The following is an 18,946-nucleotide window of genomic DNA, read 5'->3' as shown; positions in this document are numbered from 1 at the left end:
GTCGGCTTTTCAACGGTTTTGAATGGTAGCTTGATTTTTGCCGTGCTGCACTAGGTTTTGGAGATTGCTCCTTCAGATTACACCTTATAAATCGTCAGCGATCGCCCATGACAAGAAAACATACTAAATTGCTTCGTAGGGTAGGATTTAAGTTCCAGCTGATGAAAATACGGTATCACTTGCTGGCTCTGGGTTTGATATTGATGTTATTTGTGGTTAAGATACCGGATGTAATTGCCCAGACACCTACTCTACAAAGCAATCAAACCCCCACTGAAGTACAACAGTTAGTCCGTCAGGGTAAAGAAGCATATAATTCTAGCAGCTACTCTCTGGCTATCAAGTTATTACAACAAGCATTGCAACTTGCCACAACTCATAATGGCGATCGCACTCAAGCTCTGATCCACAGCAATCTGTCCTTAGCATATCAGCAACTTGGCAATTGGGATGCAGCACAAAGTCATATATCAGCCAGTTTGCAGCTGTTACAACCCGTCCAATCCCAGCCGGATTCTCCAAAGCTGCTCAAAATCTACGCGCAATCCTTGGATATCCAAAGTCGCCTTTGGTATGTGCGCGGAAAACCAGAAGCTGCATTAAAAAGTTTGCAACAAGCAGCATCCATTTATATCCGTTTGGGAGATGAAGCGGGAAGCATTAGTAGTGTCATCAACCAAGCAGAAGCACAACAAGCATTAGGTTTATATCAGCAAGCATACAATAACCTCGAACAGATTCAGCAAAGGTTGATGGCATTACCTGATTCTGCAATCAAGGTTCAAGGATATTTGAGTTTGGGTAACGTTCTGCTGGCTATTGGAGAGTTCAAACAATCACAAGCGGCCTTACAAAATAGTTTGGCACTGGCGGAAAACTTGCCATCATCGTCAGCTAAAACTGAAGTAAAAAGCGCCGCCTTGGTTAGTTTAGCAAATATGTTTTGGGCAAAGGGAAACTTAGAGCGCGATCGCTACACGACTCGCAACTATAATGATATCCCTTGGCAGTGCCGAGAGCGATCGCAAAGTGATTCCAAAGGAATATCGCTTCCCAATACTGCATTGAAGTTATATCAAAATGCAGCCTTGCAATACCAACAAGTACTAGCTATACCATCATCTCCATCAATACGAGTCCAAACACAGATTAATTATTTGAGCTTGTTGGTGGAAACTGGGCAATTATCCGCAGCACAGGCATTATGGCAGGAAATCAAACTTTCTGACTTCCCAAACGGTCGTCAGGCGGTGTATGCAAAGATTGACGCTGCTAAAAACCTCGCGTGCATCTCTCAAAAAAGTGCTACAGATAGTTCTGTATTACCTGAAATTGATCATTTGTTAGAGACGGCGATTCAAGATGCCAAGCAACTCCAAGATTCCCGCTCTTTATCTTATGCTCTTGGTAATCGTGGTGGGTTTTATGAATATCTGGCTGTAGCAGCACTGCACAAATCAGGGCACAAGTCAATATTAAAAGCCGATAAAAATTATCTCCTCACGAGCCAAAATCTGACGCAACAAGCATTACTCCTGACTCAACCCATCACTGCACCAGACATTGCTTATCAGTGGGAATGGCAGATGGGGAGAATTTTAGCAGCGCAGACAAAAGATGAGCAAGCGATCGCCTTTTACCAAATGGCTGTAGAAAGCCTTAAATCTGTTCGTAGTGATTTGCTTACCATCAATTCAGACGTGCAATTTTCCTATCGAGATAATGTAGAACCTGTCTATCGTGAATTAGTCGATTTACTATTAAAAAATCAGATTAACTCAACAGTATCTCAAGAGTATCTCCAGCAAGCAATTGCCAATATCGATGCCCTACAACTTGCAGAACTCCAGAATTTTTTACGCTGTAATCTAGCGCAAATACTACCCATCAGTCGTGAAAATAATCCTGTTGATCCTAACGCCGTCTTTATCTATCCCATCATTCTAGAAAACCGACTAGAAGTTATCTTTAAGTTACCAGGACAGCACCTAGAACACTATGTACATTCCATTCCACGGAATGCACTTCAAGATACTGTAATGCAGCTCCGCAGAGCTATATATACCCGCAATCCTAGTAAAATTAGAGCTAACTCACAAAATATTTATCGCTGGCTAATCAAACCCATCGAACCATATTTGCAAGAACATAGTAATATCAAAACCTTAGTTTTTGTCCTTGATGGCGAGCTTCGTAACATTCCAATGGCAGTATTGTATGATGAAGAAAAAGAACAATATCTCATCCAAAAAGATTATGCCCTCGCCTTGCTACCAAATTCGCAATTATTTGATTTAAGTAACTCACAATTTGAAAAGCCAAAGATATTAGCAGGTGGGATAGGAGAACAGCAAGAAAATATAGAAAACCATAACTTTTCATCCCTCAACATTGATGAATTGCAGCAAATTGCTAAAATTCTCCCAAGCAAACTGTTAATTAATTCCCAGTTCACCCCAGCAAACCTGCACAAGCAGTTACAGTCAAAAGCATTTTCCATTGTTCATTTTGTCACACATGGTAACTTTAGTTCCGACCCTGAAGATACGTATTTGCTTGCTTACCAACAACTAATCAAAGCTAGGGAGTTAAATAACTTACTGCGGGATGACACAGTTAATTCCAGAGAGATCAAATTGCTGGTACTGAGTGCTTGTAAAACTGCTGAAGGCGACAATCGGGCAATCTTGGGGTTAGCAGGACTTGCTGTGCGGGCGGGGGCAAATAGCACCCTCTCAACGTTATGGCAAATTAATGATGGTTCGACATCTCAGTTGATGGTACAGTTTTATACTGAACTAAAAAAAGGCGGGGTTACGAAAGCCGAAGCACTGCATCGAGCGCAGAAAGCACTTTTATTACAGCCTGAGTATCAAAATCCTTATTACTGGGCCCCGTATATATTAGTTGGGAATTGGTGGTGATGGAATACGGTTCAGCCAAGAATTGTAACTGAGAATTTCAGGGTTGAGAAAAAGCCCTTATACCCCAATTCCTTCTCTCAGATTTGGGAGAGGGATTTTTTATTGGCTCGATTTATCTCAGGAATGATACCAATACTGCTCGGTTAAGAATATTCGTAGTAGCGCGACAAGCTTAATGTATTGGGTTGAGTAATTCTGTTAATGAGTGGATTTTGGTTTTCGTGAGTTTTTGAAACCCAACCTACCCCGGAGTGCTTTTTTAGGCTTAACTGAGCAGTGTTGAGAACGATACTATCCATCAAATTCAGATTTTATTTGGACAAAATGTTTAGCTTTTTGTCTAAAACGAGACTCATCTTAAATTACAGAAAAGATATTATTTACGTGAACTTACTTAAGCAATTTAAAGTAGTTATATTTTTCCACAATATATTTTTATTTTTAATGTGTTTTCTGGATCATTTCATTGACAAATCGTTATTTTAATATCTGTATTTGCTACCTATTTAATAAAAACAGTGGCTATTTTAATGTCTTTTCAGTTAGCTAATTGATAGTGACAAATTAGTTTTTATCAAATGAAATAGTAAATAAGGAAGGAGAAAAAGCTCTGTAGTTTTACTTACTGATAACGTGCCAAATTAATTCAAAAGCAATTCAAGTTGTTTGGCAATTGGAACCTTTAAAAATCGATGATAATTTTCTCCTTCTCTATTTTGCTTGCTGAATAACGAACATGAAAGGAATTTTTTTTCTTGCAAAGCAGGTTTTACCACCGGCTCTGGTGATATTGACTAGTTTGTTTTTGATAACAGATAAAGCTCATGCAGGTGGTTCCGACGATCCTTATTTATCAGATGAAGAACGAGCTTCACGAGTTATATCTATGCCAGCCGTTTTGAATTGGGATAAATGGGAAAACCCTTATATATCAGGGAGTAGTTTATGCAGACAGAAAAATGGTGATGTGATTTGTTTACCTTACGAAATGGCTAAAAAAGTAAGAGCCGATATTGTATCTCCAAAGAAACATCCTACTTTGCAAACAGTTAAAGGCCAATAGTTTTTCCATCAATTAGCACTATCAAACATCAAGTCAAAAGGAATCATCATATTATGTCTCACAACGTTTGTAAATCTATTGCGTTAGCAGCTGCATCTCTTTCTTTTACATTCTCTGTTGGTTCAGTATCTGCTCAAGCTGCGGAAACTTTTTTTGTTCAAGAAGGTGTGGCATTAAATACCAATAACAATTTCGGCCGCATTGATGGTACTCCCAGAATGTCAATCTATCGACGAAATGATAATGATCCTGACCAACAGTTCGACAGATTGCCAGGAAATCGTGGTGGTATTCTTTTAAAACATCGTTCTACTGGCAAGTGTTTGAATGCTCATTATTTGACCAACGGCTCACAAATTAATGTCTGGTCTTGCGACGCTAATGACCCTGACCAAAACTGGAACATAGTTGGTGTTGGTAATAATTTTAACTTAATCAAACGGACTGGGACAAATCTTTGTATAGATACTCCGACCAGGGATAATCAAGGAAAAGTTTATCTATGGAATTGTGATGGGAATAATGGTAATCAACGCTGGAAGAGTAGTATATTTATAGATCAAGCGTCTAATGGAGCAGAAGCATTTTTTAAGTGGGCTCAAGGTCAACGGTACATTGCTCGGTTAGATACGGCTAACTATAAGGGTGAGTGTGTTTCTTTGATTGCTCGTTATATTGCAGAAGTTTTCTTCCCAGCAAATCAACGGACTCAAACTGTATACCTTGATAATGGTGGAGGTGTTGCAAATAAAGTTGCTACAAATTACAAGCAATATTTTGAGCCTTTGACTAATCAGGGTCTACCCAAGCGTGGTGCTGTTATTTCTTTCCCTTCTATAACTTTGCCTTACGGTCATGTAGCAATCGTCATGGCTGCACAGCAACTCCCGAATGGGCAACGGCAAGTTAAAATTATGGATTCTGGTCTATCACAAAATGCAGGTTACGTGAAAGAGCAGACATGGTGGATTAACATTCCTGATGGTCGCGCTCAAGGTTATGGTACAGGAATAGTTTGGACAAATCCTCGGTAAGTCAATCAAGGCTGCTTCAGTTGCTTTTTTTACGACTTCCAATCTAATTAATTACATACGCACCTGAAACAGTAAACAGTTTCTAATTAGACGGTGACTAAATCAACTCAGATGGCTTCATCAGTCAATCTGAGTTTTAATTTATTAATTGAACGAGAAAACTCTATGCAAAGTACCATTAATATTTTATCCTCTTGGCAACAGCTAAAAAATGGCGAAATTAACTGCCAACAAGCAATCAGTCTCTTAATCGACGAGACAGGAAAACTCAACCTGGAATTATTAGATTCTGAAGTCAGTTTTCGATTTTTTCGCAAATTTGCCAACCGTCAGGGATTACCCCCAGTTATTCCCCTATTACTCTGGCGCAATTGCTACTATTTGGGCACTCCAGTCACCCCGACACCAGATATAATTCAGAAATTGAGCGATCGCACAGCTACTGAAATCAAAATCATCCCCATCGCCGAAAAAAGCTATAACGCTTGGTATCACACGCAAAACCTCGATTTGAATAAAATCAGTAGCGAATCTCTAATCAATCCCCTCACCCAGATATCAGAATCAGAAAACATTTCCGAACTCACAGAACTCTATCTCTCCAAAGCATCAGACCAAATCGAGCGAGTCAAAACCATTATCAGTGGCGCTTTACGCAACCGTGCTAGTGACATCCACCTAGAACCAATGCCAGCAGGATTAAGAGTCCGCTATCGCATAGATGGCGTATTGCGGACTATTACCACTCTCCCCCTAGAAGTGAGTCGAAAAGTAGTTGTAACTCTCAAAGTGATGGCAGAAATAGATATATCCGAAAGCCGTCGCCCTCAAGACGGACGCATCGGTGAGAAGTATGCAACGGCTGGATCATCAGAAGTGGGATTAGATATGCGAGTTAGCACCCTTCCCTGCGTAGGTGGCGAAAAAGTAGTAATTCGTTTGTTACCTCAGCGCAATCCCTTTTCTAATATGGATGGGTTAGGGTTTTCTGGAACTACATTAGAAACTTACAGAAGATGGTTAAGTCAACCCCAAGGAATGATTATTCTCACAGGCCCCACAGGTTCCGGGAAAACCAGCACCCTTTACACCAGTTTACAAAGAGTAGCCACTGAATCAGTCAACGTGGTGACAGTAGAAGACCCAGTAGAATATGTATTACCAGGTATTACCCAAACCCAAGTCAACGAAGCAGCTGGTATGACCTTTGCTGCTGGGTTACGGGCAATTCTCCGGCAAGACCCTGATGTGATTATGTTAGGAGAAATCAGAGATCGAGAAACAGCAGAAACTGCTATTAGAGCAGCTTTAACAGGACATTTGGTATTTACCACACTGCATACCAATGACGCAGTTGGTGCTATTCCTCGCCTCAAAGATATTGGACAAGATCCCAGTTTAGTGAGTGATGCTCTTTTAGGTATTATTGCTCAACGTTTAGTGCGTCGGGTTTGTCCTCACTGTGCAGAATCTTACACCCCAACAGCAACAGATTTACAGAGACTGGGATTAGAAGCAACGAATGCTGCAACCACAGGCTGGCGCAGGGGAAAAGGTTGTCCTAAGTGTTTTCATTCTGGCTATTTGGGGCGGGAAGCGATCGTAGAATTACTGGATGTGGATGATCGGGTGCGCGAACTGATTTATGAAGGGACAATGACTCAGCTACATCGCTATCTGAAGGAAATTAACTATACCTCCTTTGGTGTGGCTGCTGCCCAAAAGGTGACAACTGGGGTGACAACAGTAGAAGAAGTGTTAAGGGTTTTACCCCACAGTGCTTTGTCTGGTAAACATTCTTGCTGAATATGAGTGTTAGCGGCTATGGTAAATAGCCGTTTGACAAATGCGATCGCCTACATTCTGAAATAGCCTTTTTTTCAAATTAAAAGTTGGGAAACTGTAACAGGTGTCGTACAGCAGCATGGTATTGGTCGAGTAAGTAGGTTAGCAATAAAAAACAAACCTATGCAACAAAATGTAAAATCTCTGTATTTGGCTTGTAGTTGTGCTTTAGCAAAGATAGCGCAACTACAAACCAGTGGGATTAGGGATCACTAATTACAAGCTGATTACTGTTTGTTATTGCTGTTTTGAGTAGAGTCAAAAGCTTCCACGGGTTTCAGTCGGGTGGATAAACCCATTTCCTTGAGCAGACGATTGATATGACGAACACCTACTTCAACACCCAATTCTTTTGCGAGATGTTTGCTTAACCATTGCGCTGTCCAACGCCGAAATGGATAGCCAAAATATGCGGGACTGTGGCTAATTAGTTCCTTCAATCTGTCTAGATACTGATCATTTACTATCTTTGGCCTACCAATAGGAAAGGCATTCCAATTATGAGCCTCACCTGATTTAACTACCAAAAGCCAGTGTCTTACCGTCATCCGAGAACAGTTTAGTAATTGACAGATTTTACTCTGCGTTTTACCTTCATCTGCTAGGAGCATGATTTGGATACGCTGACGGTATTTTTTAGGTAAGTCTTCTTGCTCTAAAATTTTTTGCAGTCCTTTTTGCTCAAAGGGAGTCAAGTACTGTTGCTTAATAGAAAGATTACTTTGCTTCATATCTCCACTATGTTTTATGTCCTAATATTTTATTTGGGGAGAAAATGATAGCAATATGAGGGTAATAAGATTTTTTGGAAAATAATTTTGCTGAGATTGTGCGATCGCCCATAACAGACACTACTTGTGACTCTTATAAAAATCGCTACAAATGCTCTCCATATATGGAGCAATAATTGAGAATTAGACTCCTAATTATCTAATTGGGAATAACCTCAATCAAATATGAGGGTAGTGAGATTTTTTGGATAAATGTTTTTGAACTTTTTATAAATACCGTACAATTGCATAATTTTTTATTTATACTTGAATAATTTATTTTTAGAAAATTTTTATTTGTTATTAAATATTTATTTTGTTTCAATAATTTGCCTTGCTTGGAGAAAAGCGTAGGGAGCATCTCACCTTTGCAAATATACCTGGCGATTAAAAATCGCGGCTACGCGGACTCAAGGAATTTTAAACCCACGAAGGTGGGTTTTGTCTGTATAGCCGCGAATTTCATTCGCCAGGGCTAGGGGTATTTTTACACTCATTGAGATGCTCCTAAAGCGCATTTTGCGCGTAAAACGCGAGCTATAAGTAAATTAATCAAAATTATTATGCGGTAGATATCTTGCCTACCCTATTATTTACAGTTTTTACCAAAAATAATCTTACTCATCAAAAAACTTTTCTTGTGCTAACCATTCTTTGTCTAATTGCTTGAGTAAATTTATCCAGGCTACTTGAATTTCAGCATCACCTGGATAATTAAAATGCAATTGTGCCAAATCATTGACTGCATCATACCAAAGATGATTTTTAGTATAAAAAATATATTTATGTAACTTATCTACTTGATGATGCAAAAGATTACTAGTGATGACTTTACGCTGTATCCATCCATCGACAACAGCATCAGGTTCATCACTATTACTACCCTGACAATTTAACATCAAGTACCAGCGGTAATTCTGATTTGGTTGCAGCAAATTTTTTGACCCTGAAGGCAGAGAAATTTTTATTAGTCCTGTTTTGGTAGCTAATTTAACTGTAGTTTGATAAATAGTTGTGCGTTCCTGCGCGTCGAGTAGTATAAATTCGGCGTGTCGGATGTCGTTCTGACTGTAAGGTACATAAAACCAAAAACTAGGATATGGAGAGGCTGTAAAATCATTGCCATCGTTGGCGTTAAGTGCCGTCAGAGGTTTACTCGTTGGCTTACATGCAATCGCTGGACGGGTTGTTCCTGGTGTGGAATTTCCTTTCGGTGTACCTGTCGTAGGTGGTTTGGGTGGTGGTGGACTTGCAGATAAATTTGGTTGTTTGAGTCCTTGTGTACCCAACATCAAAATTCCAGTACAGATAAACCTGACAAAAATCCTAACCTGTTTCATGTCTGTTGTTTGTTGTAAACGGCATTACCTAGCCAAATAACACCCCAAGGCGCAACCAAGGCGATGATTCCTGGAATCACTGGTATCCACCCACCCAAAGAGAAAATACTCCAGCAGATTCCGTATAAGATAGCACTGCATATACCAAGTGCCAAGCCTCGGTGAAGTGAGATTTTGACACGCCAAACCACAATACTTCCCGTCAATGACCAGCAAAATATCCATAGGGTTTCACTCCATTTTGGTAGCCACCATAATAGTGGTCTATGGTCTTCGACGGTACTGAGTAATTGGCTGACGACATGGGCGTGGATGTAAAGCGATCGCATTTCACCATAAGGTGTCTGATGCGGGTCTTTGACACTGGGTGCAACAACACCGATGAGGACGACTCTATTTCTCACCCAAGCGGGGTTAAAGCGATCGCGATCGGCATTCAAAATATCTCTCAGGGTGACTTGTTGAGCAATATGAATGGGGTCTAGAGTATGGCGATAATTAATCAGTAGTTGGTTTCCCTGTGCATCTAAGTTTTGATACCCCCCACTAGATTTTTCCAGCCGCTTGATGACAAATGCACCGAATTTCCAATCATCTTTGAAGGTTGCTACTGGAATTTTTTTTGTATTGAGATATTGATATGCTAATTGCCAGCCAAAGGAATACTTGGCAGTACAGGAAGAAGCTTCAGATATCGGATTTTCGCTACGGGATAAAAGATAGCGACGGACTGTTTGATCTTGATTGTTAGTCTGCTGTAAGTCGTCGTATAAATCAACAAAACCCACTTGGTTTTCTGGACTTTGAGATAGAGGTGCAATGCTTTGTTCAGGACTGTCATTCAATGCACATACAGCCATCAGGTTATGATTTTTCTGGAAATGATTAATCAGTGCTTGATGACTAGTTATATCATTAATTGGTACAGGTGAATCGCGGACAATGTTCAAGCCAATAGCTGCGGGTTGATACTGCTGTAATTTGTTCAAAAGTCGAGTTATTACAGCATCTGGTAGAGGATAACCATAGGTGCGGATATCCTTTTCATCTGCACCAACAATTAATAGACGACTATCTTCTGATTCCGGCGATCGCATCTGCATTAGATGGTCAAATGCTTTCAGTTCCCAAGACTGTAAGATCCCGAAATATCGACTTATTGCTATCAAACTAGTGACAAGAAAACTAACAATTGAAATTATTTTATAATTAATTTTAATTTTATGTGGTTTAGGGAGAATATATTTCTTTAATTCCTGGTTTTTACCTTTTAAGTTTTCCCAAAGAGGTGAAATTTCTGCTGGATTTTGACAAATTACTGGCAACCAACTAGCAGCCGGAAATTCACTTTCTAAACCCTGCAACTTTTCCCGCGCTTGTCGCACTGATAAATAAAATGATTGACCTTCAGCAAAGTTTATTAAAAAGTGCTTTAAAAACTCCTGTGCTACTTTATCTGGCACTCTTTCACGCATGACAATGATTTGGGGAATATGTAAATCATCTAATTTTTGTGCTAATCCCAAGCCATCGCAAGAGTTAAAAATTGCTATTTGCAGCCCATTTTTTAAAGCTTTTTTCAGAGCATTAGTTAAATGATTGATATTTAGATATTCATTTTTATTGATATGTATATAACCAGTATTATTTTCCTTACTACTATAACTATGTCCAGCAAAATATAGAATATTCCATCCTTGATTATCCCAAAGTAGTGTATCTAATTCTGAATGTTTTGGTTCTACTATAAATACTGTTTTAGCAGATGGTAAACTCTCTAATATCTTCCTATCTGTGTCAATATCAATTCCTTTACTATCACCTAAAACCGCTAATATTTTTACTTGCCGCGTATAATTTTTAACCTGAGTTTTGGTTTCAAACTCGATAGAACTTAAACCAACTTCTGCTTTGGGATAATCACTAAAAAAACGCCAAAGATGCCAAGGGAGTTTCCTAAGCAATATATCTTCACTTTGAATAATAAAGCGGATTTCATCATCGCTACTCAACTGCATCCGTAATTGGCGATCAATATGACGAAACTCTTCAGCATCTAGCCAGATATCGATTTGTTTTTGTAACTCATGACATACTTTATAAAAATCTATATCAGAAAAGTGAGTCACATCAGCATCATCAATTTTGATATCTTCATTGCTTGGCTGAGATTGGCGTAAACCTACATTTATGTAGCGAGATTCGTAGATTAATTCATATAATAATTGCCAGCGGCAATATAGATCGAGAAGAATTGGGCTAGCTGGTAAATTACCTTGAAATTGCCTCCATTGTGAATTATTCTCTTCTTGTAGATGCTCATCAAGTGAGTTCTCGTAGAATAGCTGAACAGTCACAAAAGGAAAACCTGAATGCAAATTACCTTTACCCAAGTTTAAGATAACTAACTGACTCATTACCCTATAAATTCAAGTGGTTCAATTATAAATTCTTCAGTCACACTGAACTCATCAATAGCTACCTGAATTTTAAAGATTTTTCCTGGTGGGCAAACAAATCGTTTCAATTGAATAAAGTTATCTTGAATCCGCGATTGAATTTCCTGAAGGATAGACTCTGATTGAGAAATTAAAGCTAGTTTGATATTAGGCGGTAAGTAAGTTTGTCCTTTAGCTGGATGCAGTTGCACGCGCACAGCTACTTTCCCATCAGTTTCTGGTGTCAACCCAACTAAAAGTGCAACTGATTGATTACTCAGTTGCATTTCCAAATCAATTAGTTTGATACCATCTACAGATATACCTTTCGCCGCTTCTTGATAGTGTCTAAAACTATAAACGAAATTTCCAGATTCTTGGTTAAATAGTGTATTTAAAGATTGCCAACCATCATCAAAGGTATTTTGCAACCATTTGCTTAAGTTGTTCGTTTTGCCTATGCTTTTAGTCACAAATTGACCTATCCGGCGCTGATATAACTGTTGTCGCCATTCATCATTATTCAGCAGTGCTGCCCACTGTACAAATGGTATATCAACTCGCAAACGCGGGGAATAAATAGATGAATCGCCTAACAGTTCCAATAAATTTTGAGCCTCAGTCTCAGATAAAATCGGCAATTCTGGGACTTCTGCACGCATTTGTATTCCTAGCGTCACCTCCATTACTGTGAGGTTTGTGATTAACTGGTCTGTTGGTAATATATAAGTGCGATCGCGTGGATCATACTTGCTCAACTGTTTGACTTGACGATGTGTCGCAAACCCCTGTACTGTCAATGTACATTCATCTGCATTTGCTTCTAAATCAACCTGTACGGCTAAGTAATAGTCACCTACAAAAGTTGGGATATCTATCCACTCTTGAGGAACTCGCAGTGATTCTGAATCTATGTTTTCGTTGGGAATAAGGATAACTCGCCGTGTACCAATCCCGATTGCAGCCCCATTTACTACTTCTAAAATGCTGCGGAAGCTATCTTCACTAGGATAAATTGAAGAATTGGATAACGCTTCATCAGGCACTTGGTTATTCAGCCAGTCTAGAAATGTATACAAGCAAACACGATTCAAATAAGCACTGGACTGCGCGATCTTATGAGAATGCTGTTGTGCGTCTTTCCAGGCTTGCTGTTGTATGGAGGTATGTATTTGCAACAACAATTGGTTGTTCAAAACTAAATTTATTTGTTTATTATTATATTTATCGTACAACAAAGGTATATATAAAAACATACATTTTTCACTGATTTTATGTCAACATTAACTATCAAGATTTTGAGCTTATGTTATCATCTCTGATATATTTATATTGTTGATTTAGCCAAATATTTAAAAATCTTCTGATCATTGTATCAAGTTCTTTTAGTAGTGCAATTTCTAATTCATAATTTGTTTGGAAAAGTAATTCATTCACTATATCTGGGGGAAGACAAAGTTGGTTGCTAATAGCATTAGTGTCTAGCTTTTGTCCGTAGTAAAGTCGCAATAAATCCTGAAATTGAGTGTTCAGTCGTTTGACGGCTGTAACCAACGCTGTATGAATTAAATCAGAATAATCGGGAGTTTCGTAATTATACATCAACCAGGTTGTCACGTACCCGGAGACCCATTGTGGCGGTTGCTTTAATGAATATACCGCATTAATTAGCCTGCGTTCAATGGTTTGTAGGCGACGGGCGATCGCTCCTTGGGTAATTGCAAATTTTGCAGCGATCTGTTTTTGATTCCATCCCAATGCATGATAAAGATATAAAATTTCTTTTTGGTCGTCATTGAGTGCCAGTAATTCCTGTTGTAACACCGCCTCAGTTTGCTGACAAAGGCTTTTTTCCTCAGGTGTAGAATCTGCTATTTCCAGGTGAAAACCCCCATCTGACTCAATTCTATAACTAGCTGCACCCATTACTTCGAGGGAAATAATTGGGGCAATTGACTGGGGATAATTTCGCAAAGCGGTAATGCTGGTTTCCATCCATCCTTGCAGTTGTTCTCCAGTCACATCTTTTCCGACTGCAACTTGATGCGGTGCGATAGCTAGTATTTTTTCAGCGTTGTAGTATTGTGCTGCTTCTTGAAAGTCATTGCTATCTGGTTCTATCCAACGTTGTCCGCTGCGAGTTGCAGGGTTTTGGATTTTATTGAATTGATAAACTTGTTTAAAATATTTACGCGCAAACAAAAATCTGGAAACCTTTGGTTCACATATACCATATCGAATTAATGCTTCTTGAAGTTCTTTGTTACTTTTTTTGCACAACAACCGCCATTTGGAAAATTTGGCAACTGCACCCTCGTCTTTAATAGTTTTTCGCAAAACTTCAATTATGTAAGCAGAAAGTGGCGAAATGCTGGGGTCGTACTTCGCCAAAATTGCCCGAAATCTCACGGGATCATAAACTAAGCACCTCGCAAAAAAAATATATTCTTCCCAACATTTATATTGATTCTCTTTCCATACTTGTGAAGCAGCGCGATAGCAACTTTCCTCACAATACAGACTTAAATGCTCCCATGCTTTTTGACTCCGGTTTTCTGGTTCCCAATCATATTTTGAAGGCAAGTTGTTTAGCGCCATATCGAGCCAGAATTGAATTAAGCCTTGCTCACTTTTTTGATTCAATAATGCTGCAAATTGGTCGTGTTGAGTTTTATATAAATCAATATTACGCTGTAAATGTAGTTCAGCTTTCCATTGAATTGATCTGCGACCAATTGAATTATCTATAGTCATGTACATATAGAATCGATCAACTAAGTGCTGAAGGCTAGAAAATATGGGTAATTTATTTAACATCCTGACCTGATTGGCGCACCCTTTAAAGTTGGTTTTTTATGGGTTTTTACTTAATAGACCATATAAAAACTAGCCTTTTTATGGTGTGATCCAAAACCTTGCCAATATCTGTCAAATCGAATAGCAGGTTAAGTAGCGTGGAGTAACATCATGTTTGTCTCCTGCTAAGTATTATAATTTCGTTGTCCAATGTCAAGTGATGGCAATTTGTAACCATTGAGACTGCGGCTCGTTAAGCATGATACTTGGAAGAAAAGTTAAGTTTCTTACTTTAATATTGGGGCAGACTCAGAGGATTTATGCGGTTTGATCCCAAAAAGCTATAAATTTCGCGATGACGTAGAAAATTTCAAAAGTTATTTATCGCCAAGAGTCTTAAGTAAGTTGATGCAATGGTTGTTCATACAGCATCCCTTAGGATTTATATTCCCTGTATTCTTCATGCCATAAAGTAAAACCGTGTCCTATTTGGGGCGAATAAGACACGGTTTCATAGAAGTATTTAGTTATAATATTACAAAAATCAAAGTAATATTTGATTTATACCAAAGTAATCCATTTACTGAGATTTGTTTCCTGGTTCATTAACTTTCTCTGTTGTCGGAAATATTTGGCGATCGTAGCTTGTCTTTTCTTGGGTCAAGGCGATCGCACCAAAGAAAATGGCACTTCCTACAGCCAAGGCTACCATAGGACGCTTGAGCAAGACAAAATCTCTGATAATCCTCGCTAAAGGTCGGCTTTGCCGGCGTAGCGCTGAAGAAATCATCAATTGTCTCCAAGTAAACGGATCGCGGACATAATGACCGCTTTGGCAAACTACTAGCCGTTCCTGACAATAGGGACAGCAAAACAAGCCCATGCGCGTTTTAACTGGTTTCGGCGTAGCATTTCTTTGGCAAATTGGGCAAGTAACATAATGATTATCAAAGGTGTGTATATTCATTTACCTCGTCCGCCTAGTCCATTTACTCGCTCTATAACAATAGCTATATTGAATTGGGATCAATGTATGATCTTAGATCAGGCATAAATCATACATACATTGTATTACTACCAAGGATGGCTCGATGGTCGCAACACGAGTATAGCTAGATTTAGGCAAGGATGACTTCTAGTTAATGTTTACAGGTGCGTCCACCCAGCTCACAAAAACTCTGTTGTCTCTAGAAAGAATAGCGTTGGCGCTCACTCGCACCCCACTAGCCACAGCTACGCCAAACTTAGGCATCGCTGACCCTCAAATAATAATTGTCTCCCATTTAACCATTCTCACCACAAAAATTTTGCACAATGACATTTTTGCCTAAAGCTTTGTAAATCAAGCAAATAAAGTCTACTTGTCTGGTTGCTAAATAATGGCTCACAATGAGAAGTAACAGATAAAAATTTAAATTTTTTCTTACATTTACCCCGCCCTCAATGACTCTCTTGCCTCCCACTCAACTGAGGAAGGTAACGGAACAACCTGCCTTTCCTACACCTTCCGCTCGTTTAGCTCACTTAATTAATCGTTTTCAACCATCCCCAGAAACCGTCGTGCTATTTTTAGCCATGCTGATTGGCGGTGGTACTGGTATGGGTGTAGTCACCTTTCACTATTTAATCCAGCTGATTCACCAGTTGATGCTGGAAAATTTAATGGGTCAAATCGGCGTCTGGGGGGCTTGGACTTTAGCCTGCGTTCCCACCCTTGGCGGATTAATCGTTGGCTTGATGCGCTGGCGCACTCAAGACTTTGGCCCTGGACTTTCATCTCTGATCGCCGCCTCTCAAGGAACAGAGATTAGGCGACCACTACGACCAGTTACAAAAATGCTGGCCGCATCTGTTTCTTTGGGAAGCGGTGCTTCTTTGGGGCCAGAGGGGCCGAGTGTAGAAATTGGTGCTAATTTTGGGATGTTGTTGTCTGTGATCCTCAATGTATCTCAAGAACGACAACGGTTGCTGTTGGGTGCTGGTGCGGCGGCTGGACTTGCTGCTGGATTTAATGCTCCCATCGCTGGAGTATTTTTTGCTCTAGAGGTGGTGATGGGAGCTACATCTTTTGCTACTTCTGCTGTCAGTGTAGTACTGTTAGCAGCGGTGGTAGCAGCATTAATTGCCCAAATTGGTTTGGGCACACAACCTGCTTTTGATTTACCTGTTTACCAAGTTCGCAGTCCCTTAGAATTACCCCTTTATCTTGGCTTGGGTTTAGGGGCCAGCCTAGTTGCTTTGGCTTATACTCAATCAATTCGTTTAGCAAAAGCCTGCTTTGCTGGGAAGGTTCCAGGTTTTGCCTTGTTGGGACGAATTCCTGAACCGATTCATCCAATTATTGGCGGTGTGATGATTGGTGCAGTTGCTTTGCACTTCCCACAAATTCTGGGTGTCGGTTATGAAACTGTAGAAGCAATGCTTCAGGATGTGGAGTTTCCACTCTACCTGTTGGTGGTGCTGTTGGTGGTGAAGCTACTGATGACTGCAATTAGTGCAGGTAGTGGTTTTATCGGCGGTTTGTTTGCACCAGCAATGTTTTTAGGTGCTTCTTTTGGATCGGCTTACGCCAAGATTTTGGCTGTGGCATTCCCGACAATTTGCGATCAAATGGCGGCTCCCCCAGCTTACGCAATGGTAGGAATGGCAGCAGTATTGGCAGCTAGTGTCAGAGCGCCGTTAACGGCTATTTTAATGCTGTTTGAATTAACCCGTGACTATCGCATCGTTTTACCATTGATGGCAGCTGTGGGTTTGAGTGTTTGGCTAGTGGAAAGGATTAAACCAACTTTTAACTCTAACTCTAACCTACAACAAATTGGTCTTTCGGAATTGAAAGATGAACAAGCAGAAATTGTGCAGCAAATTTTGGTAGAAGATGCTATGTACCCCTGTCCAAAAAAGTTACCTGCAACTCTGGGAGTATTAGATGCAGCTGTGGAAATGACTCGCGATCGCGTCCGTAGTGCTTTAGTAATTGATGAAGCAGAGCAATTAGTTGGTATACTTTCTCTGGAAGATATTAACCGTGCCCTTGATCTTTGGCAAACATACCCAAATTCTCTAACTGAAATTCCAGATAATTTATTCAGTCAAACCCTCATAGACATTTGTACTACTGACATCCTCTACGCATGGCAAGATGAACTTTTATCTGAAGCTTTAGACCGGATGAGTCTTCGAGGTTTGCATCAATTACCAGTAGTAGCACGAGACAAACCCGATCGCGTTTTAGGTTTACTAGAAAAAGAGCAAATTGCATTAACCTGCAATTTAGCAGTTACGCGCAAGGCACTTCGCCACTATTTACCAGTCTTACCCACTACAGATATAGTCATTAGTCATTAGTCATTAGTCATCAGTCATTAGTCATTGTTTTTCATAAAGGACAAATGACACTTGACTAATGACTGTTTATAGTCATTGTTTTTCCCAAAGGACAAATGACACTTGACTAATGACAAAGGAGAATTGACTAATGACCATTTATTAAGCCGTGGCTTCTATAGCTTCATCACCTTCCCGATCTTCTGGATCTACTTGTCTCAGACGAATGTGCTTTTTGCCTAAAGTGATCAGAAACTCATCTCCTGGTTTAAGATTCATCTGTTTTGTATAAGCTGAACCTATAAGTAAGTTACCATTCGATTGCACACTAATTCTATAGCTAGCACTACGTCCACCACGCCCATTAGCGCTGGGTGTACTGTCTAACTGAATGCCTTCAGCGTCAATTAGGGCATTTAAGAACTTCATCATATTGACGCGCTCTATACCATTTTTGGTAACGGTATAGTAGCCGCACTTCTTGGCTTTATCTTCCTTGCTCTCGTTCTCTAGCTCTTTGACTTTTCTGAGCAGTTCTTCACCGAGTAGGGGTTCAATTTTTTTCTGTTTAGGCATCAACTTAGGTCGAAAATGAATGTTTGAAGTGTTTGAATCGATTTTATTTTAGCTGACGTTGAGCTAATAGGAACATAATCCTTTAGTTTTTTATCTCAACCTAGCCAAGTATATTACACTCATAGGCACAATTGTTATGCCATTACCAATATTGCCAAGACAATCTATTTTAGAGAATGCTGGCAATGCTGATAACTATATATATAGTTTGTGAATTACTGGTAGACTATAGTTGTTTTAAGTTTTCTAAACTAACGCTCAAAAGGTTGTCTAGTTGTTGAGGATGATAACTGAGTCACAGAATGATAAGCAAAACTGATCCTTAGTCATTGGTCATTGGTTATTGGTTATTTACAAATGACAAAGGACAAACAATAAAGCTTGCCAAAATGAAACTAACTACCAGAGGACACTATAGTGTAAAGGCGTTGCTAGATTTGAGTTTACAGCCAAAATATGGCCCTGTATCTGTAAGAGCGATCGCTAAACGCCAAGATATCCCAGCTCCTTACCTCGAAAAATTACTAATAGAAATGCGTCGTGCTGGGTTAGTGAAATCAATTCGTGGTAGCATCGGCGGATACCAATTGGCAAGAGAGCCTGTACAAATATCTATAGGACAAATTTTAGAAGCAGTTGGCGAGACTAGCCATTTACCTCATCACACCCCAGCACCTGCACAACCCGAAGATTGGGTAACATTTAGCCTCTGGCAGAGACTCAACCAAAAGCTCAAAGAAGCTTTGTACAATATTACTCTGGCAGACCTTTATTACGATGCTCGTAGTTGGCAAGCTTCCCTTGGGGAAGAAGCTAGCTTTGTGGTTTAGTCA

Annotated in this window: 14 protein-coding genes; 7 read left to right on the top strand and 7 right to left on the bottom strand. The window is 39.7% G+C overall.

What is annotated here, in order from left to right; translation table 11 throughout:
• Positions 1–161: 161 nt before the first annotated feature.
• The 4 genes from HWQ44_RS06925 (at position 162) to HWQ44_RS06910 (ending at position 6,827) form a co-directional block, all read left to right on the top strand.
• Positions 162–2,924, top strand: coding sequence for a CHAT domain-containing protein (locus HWQ44_RS06925; RefSeq protein WP_292716699.1), 2,763 nt, complete (start codon positions 162–164; stop codon positions 2,922–2,924).
• A 736-nt stretch (positions 2,925–3,660) separates the two neighbouring features.
• The gene (locus tag HWQ44_RS06920) at positions 3,661–3,987 is read left to right on the top strand and encodes a hypothetical protein (RefSeq protein WP_292716697.1); all 327 of its coding nucleotides are present in this window, start codon (positions 3,661–3,663) and stop codon (positions 3,985–3,987) included.
• Between the two features lie 53 nt (positions 3,988–4,040).
• Positions 4,041–5,021, top strand: a complete 981-nt coding sequence (locus HWQ44_RS06915; protein WP_292716694.1) for an RICIN domain-containing protein — start codon at positions 4,041–4,043, stop codon at positions 5,019–5,021.
• Positions 5,022–5,186: 165 nt separating this feature from the next.
• Positions 5,187–6,827, top strand: a complete 1,641-nt coding sequence (locus HWQ44_RS06910) for a GspE/PulE family protein (RefSeq protein WP_292716691.1) — start codon at positions 5,187–5,189, stop codon at positions 6,825–6,827.
• A gap of 266 nt (positions 6,828–7,093) precedes the next feature.
• Here HWQ44_RS06910 and HWQ44_RS06905 read toward each other — a convergent pair whose 3' ends face one another.
• The 6 genes from HWQ44_RS06905 to HWQ44_RS06880 form a co-directional block, all read right to left on the bottom strand.
• Positions 7,094–7,597: a helix-turn-helix domain-containing protein gene (locus HWQ44_RS06905; RefSeq protein WP_292716688.1), complete on the bottom strand. Its 504-nt coding sequence runs from the start codon at positions 7,595–7,597 to the stop codon at positions 7,094–7,096.
• A 656-nt stretch (positions 7,598–8,253) separates the two neighbouring features.
• A complete protein-coding gene (locus HWQ44_RS06900) occupies positions 8,254–8,976 on the bottom strand; it encodes a DUF928 domain-containing protein (protein WP_292716686.1) in 723 nt (240 codons plus the stop codon).
• Positions 8,973–11,393, bottom strand: a complete 2,421-nt coding sequence (locus HWQ44_RS06895; protein ID WP_292716684.1) for a CHASE2 domain-containing protein — start codon at positions 11,391–11,393, stop codon at positions 8,973–8,975. The genes HWQ44_RS06900 and HWQ44_RS06895 overlap by 4 nt, the downstream gene beginning before the upstream one ends.
• On the bottom strand, positions 11,393–12,610 hold the full coding sequence (locus HWQ44_RS06890) for a DUF1822 family protein (RefSeq protein ID WP_292716681.1): 1,218 nt from the start codon (positions 12,608–12,610) through the stop codon (positions 11,393–11,395). The genes HWQ44_RS06895 and HWQ44_RS06890 overlap by 1 nt, the downstream gene beginning before the upstream one ends.
• A gap of 94 nt (positions 12,611–12,704) precedes the next feature.
• On the bottom strand, positions 12,705–14,168 hold the full coding sequence (locus HWQ44_RS06885) for a sigma-70 family RNA polymerase sigma factor (protein WP_292716679.1): 1,464 nt from the start codon (positions 14,166–14,168) through the stop codon (positions 12,705–12,707).
• A gap of 622 nt (positions 14,169–14,790) precedes the next feature.
• Positions 14,791–15,177, bottom strand: a complete 387-nt coding sequence (locus HWQ44_RS06880) for a hypothetical protein (protein ID WP_292716675.1) — start codon at positions 15,175–15,177, stop codon at positions 14,791–14,793.
• A 175-nt stretch (positions 15,178–15,352) separates the two neighbouring features.
• On the opposite strand from HWQ44_RS06880, the gene HWQ44_RS06875 reads away from it, so the two are divergent.
• Both HWQ44_RS06875 and HWQ44_RS06870 read left to right on the top strand, forming a co-directional pair.
• Positions 15,353–15,541, top strand: coding sequence for a hypothetical protein (locus tag HWQ44_RS06875; RefSeq protein ID WP_292716672.1), 189 nt, complete (start codon positions 15,353–15,355; stop codon positions 15,539–15,541).
• Positions 15,542–15,653: 112 nt separating this feature from the next.
• Complete coding sequence (locus tag HWQ44_RS06870; RefSeq protein ID WP_292716669.1) at positions 15,654–17,558, top strand: chloride channel protein; 1,905 nt, start codon at positions 15,654–15,656, stop codon at positions 17,556–17,558.
• Positions 17,559–17,699: 141 nt separating this feature from the next.
• On the opposite strand, the gene HWQ44_RS06865 is transcribed toward HWQ44_RS06870, so the two are convergent.
• Positions 17,700–18,113 (bottom strand): AbrB family transcriptional regulator, encoded by a 414-nt coding sequence (locus HWQ44_RS06865; protein ID WP_292716667.1) that lies wholly within the window; start codon positions 18,111–18,113, stop codon positions 17,700–17,702.
• 389 nt (positions 18,114–18,502) lie between these two features.
• On the opposite strand from HWQ44_RS06865, the gene HWQ44_RS06860 reads away from it, so the two are divergent.
• Complete coding sequence (locus tag HWQ44_RS06860) at positions 18,503–18,943, top strand: Rrf2 family transcriptional regulator (protein ID WP_292716664.1); 441 nt, start codon at positions 18,503–18,505, stop codon at positions 18,941–18,943.
• The last annotated feature ends 3 nt before the right edge of the window (positions 18,944–18,946 follow it).

Source organism: Nostoc sp. JL34 (genome assembly GCF_017114945.1).
Lineage (GTDB): Bacteria > Cyanobacteriota > Cyanobacteriia > Cyanobacteriales > Nostocaceae > Nostoc.
The sequence above is the reverse complement of the archived record's forward strand: the minus strand, read 5'-3'. Positions and strand labels throughout refer to the sequence as shown.

Excerpts from the sequence above, each read along its gene's own strand:
- HWQ44_RS06925 (WP_292716699.1), top strand. The coding sequence starts at position 162 with ATGAAAATACGGTATCACTTGCTGGCTCTGGGTTTGATATTGATGTTA.
- HWQ44_RS06920 (WP_292716697.1), top strand. The coding sequence starts at position 3,661 with ATGAAAGGAATTTTTTTTCTTGCAAAGCAGGTTTTACCACCGGCTCTG.
- HWQ44_RS06915 (WP_292716694.1), top strand. The coding sequence starts at position 4,041 with ATGTCTCACAACGTTTGTAAATCTATTGCGTTAGCAGCTGCATCTCTT.
- HWQ44_RS06910 (WP_292716691.1), top strand. The coding sequence starts at position 5,187 with ATGCAAAGTACCATTAATATTTTATCCTCTTGGCAACAGCTAAAAAAT.
- HWQ44_RS06905 (WP_292716688.1), bottom strand. The coding sequence starts at position 7,597 with ATGAAGCAAAGTAATCTTTCTATTAAGCAACAGTACTTGACTCCCTTT.
- HWQ44_RS06900 (WP_292716686.1), bottom strand. The coding sequence starts at position 8,976 with ATGAAACAGGTTAGGATTTTTGTCAGGTTTATCTGTACTGGAATTTTG.
- HWQ44_RS06895 (WP_292716684.1), bottom strand. The coding sequence starts at position 11,393 with ATGAGTCAGTTAGTTATCTTAAACTTGGGTAAAGGTAATTTGCATTCA.
- HWQ44_RS06885 (WP_292716679.1), bottom strand. The coding sequence starts at position 14,168 with ATGACTATAGATAATTCAATTGGTCGCAGATCAATTCAATGGAAAGCT.
- HWQ44_RS06880 (WP_292716675.1), bottom strand. The coding sequence starts at position 15,177 with ATGAATATACACACCTTTGATAATCATTATGTTACTTGCCCAATTTGC.
- HWQ44_RS06875 (WP_292716672.1), top strand. The coding sequence starts at position 15,353 with ATGTTTACAGGTGCGTCCACCCAGCTCACAAAAACTCTGTTGTCTCTA.
- HWQ44_RS06870 (WP_292716669.1), top strand. The coding sequence starts at position 15,654 with ATGACTCTCTTGCCTCCCACTCAACTGAGGAAGGTAACGGAACAACCT.
- HWQ44_RS06865 (WP_292716667.1), bottom strand. The coding sequence starts at position 18,113 with ATGCCTAAACAGAAAAAAATTGAACCCCTACTCGGTGAAGAACTGCTC.
- HWQ44_RS06860 (WP_292716664.1), top strand. The coding sequence starts at position 18,503 with ATGAAACTAACTACCAGAGGACACTATAGTGTAAAGGCGTTGCTAGAT.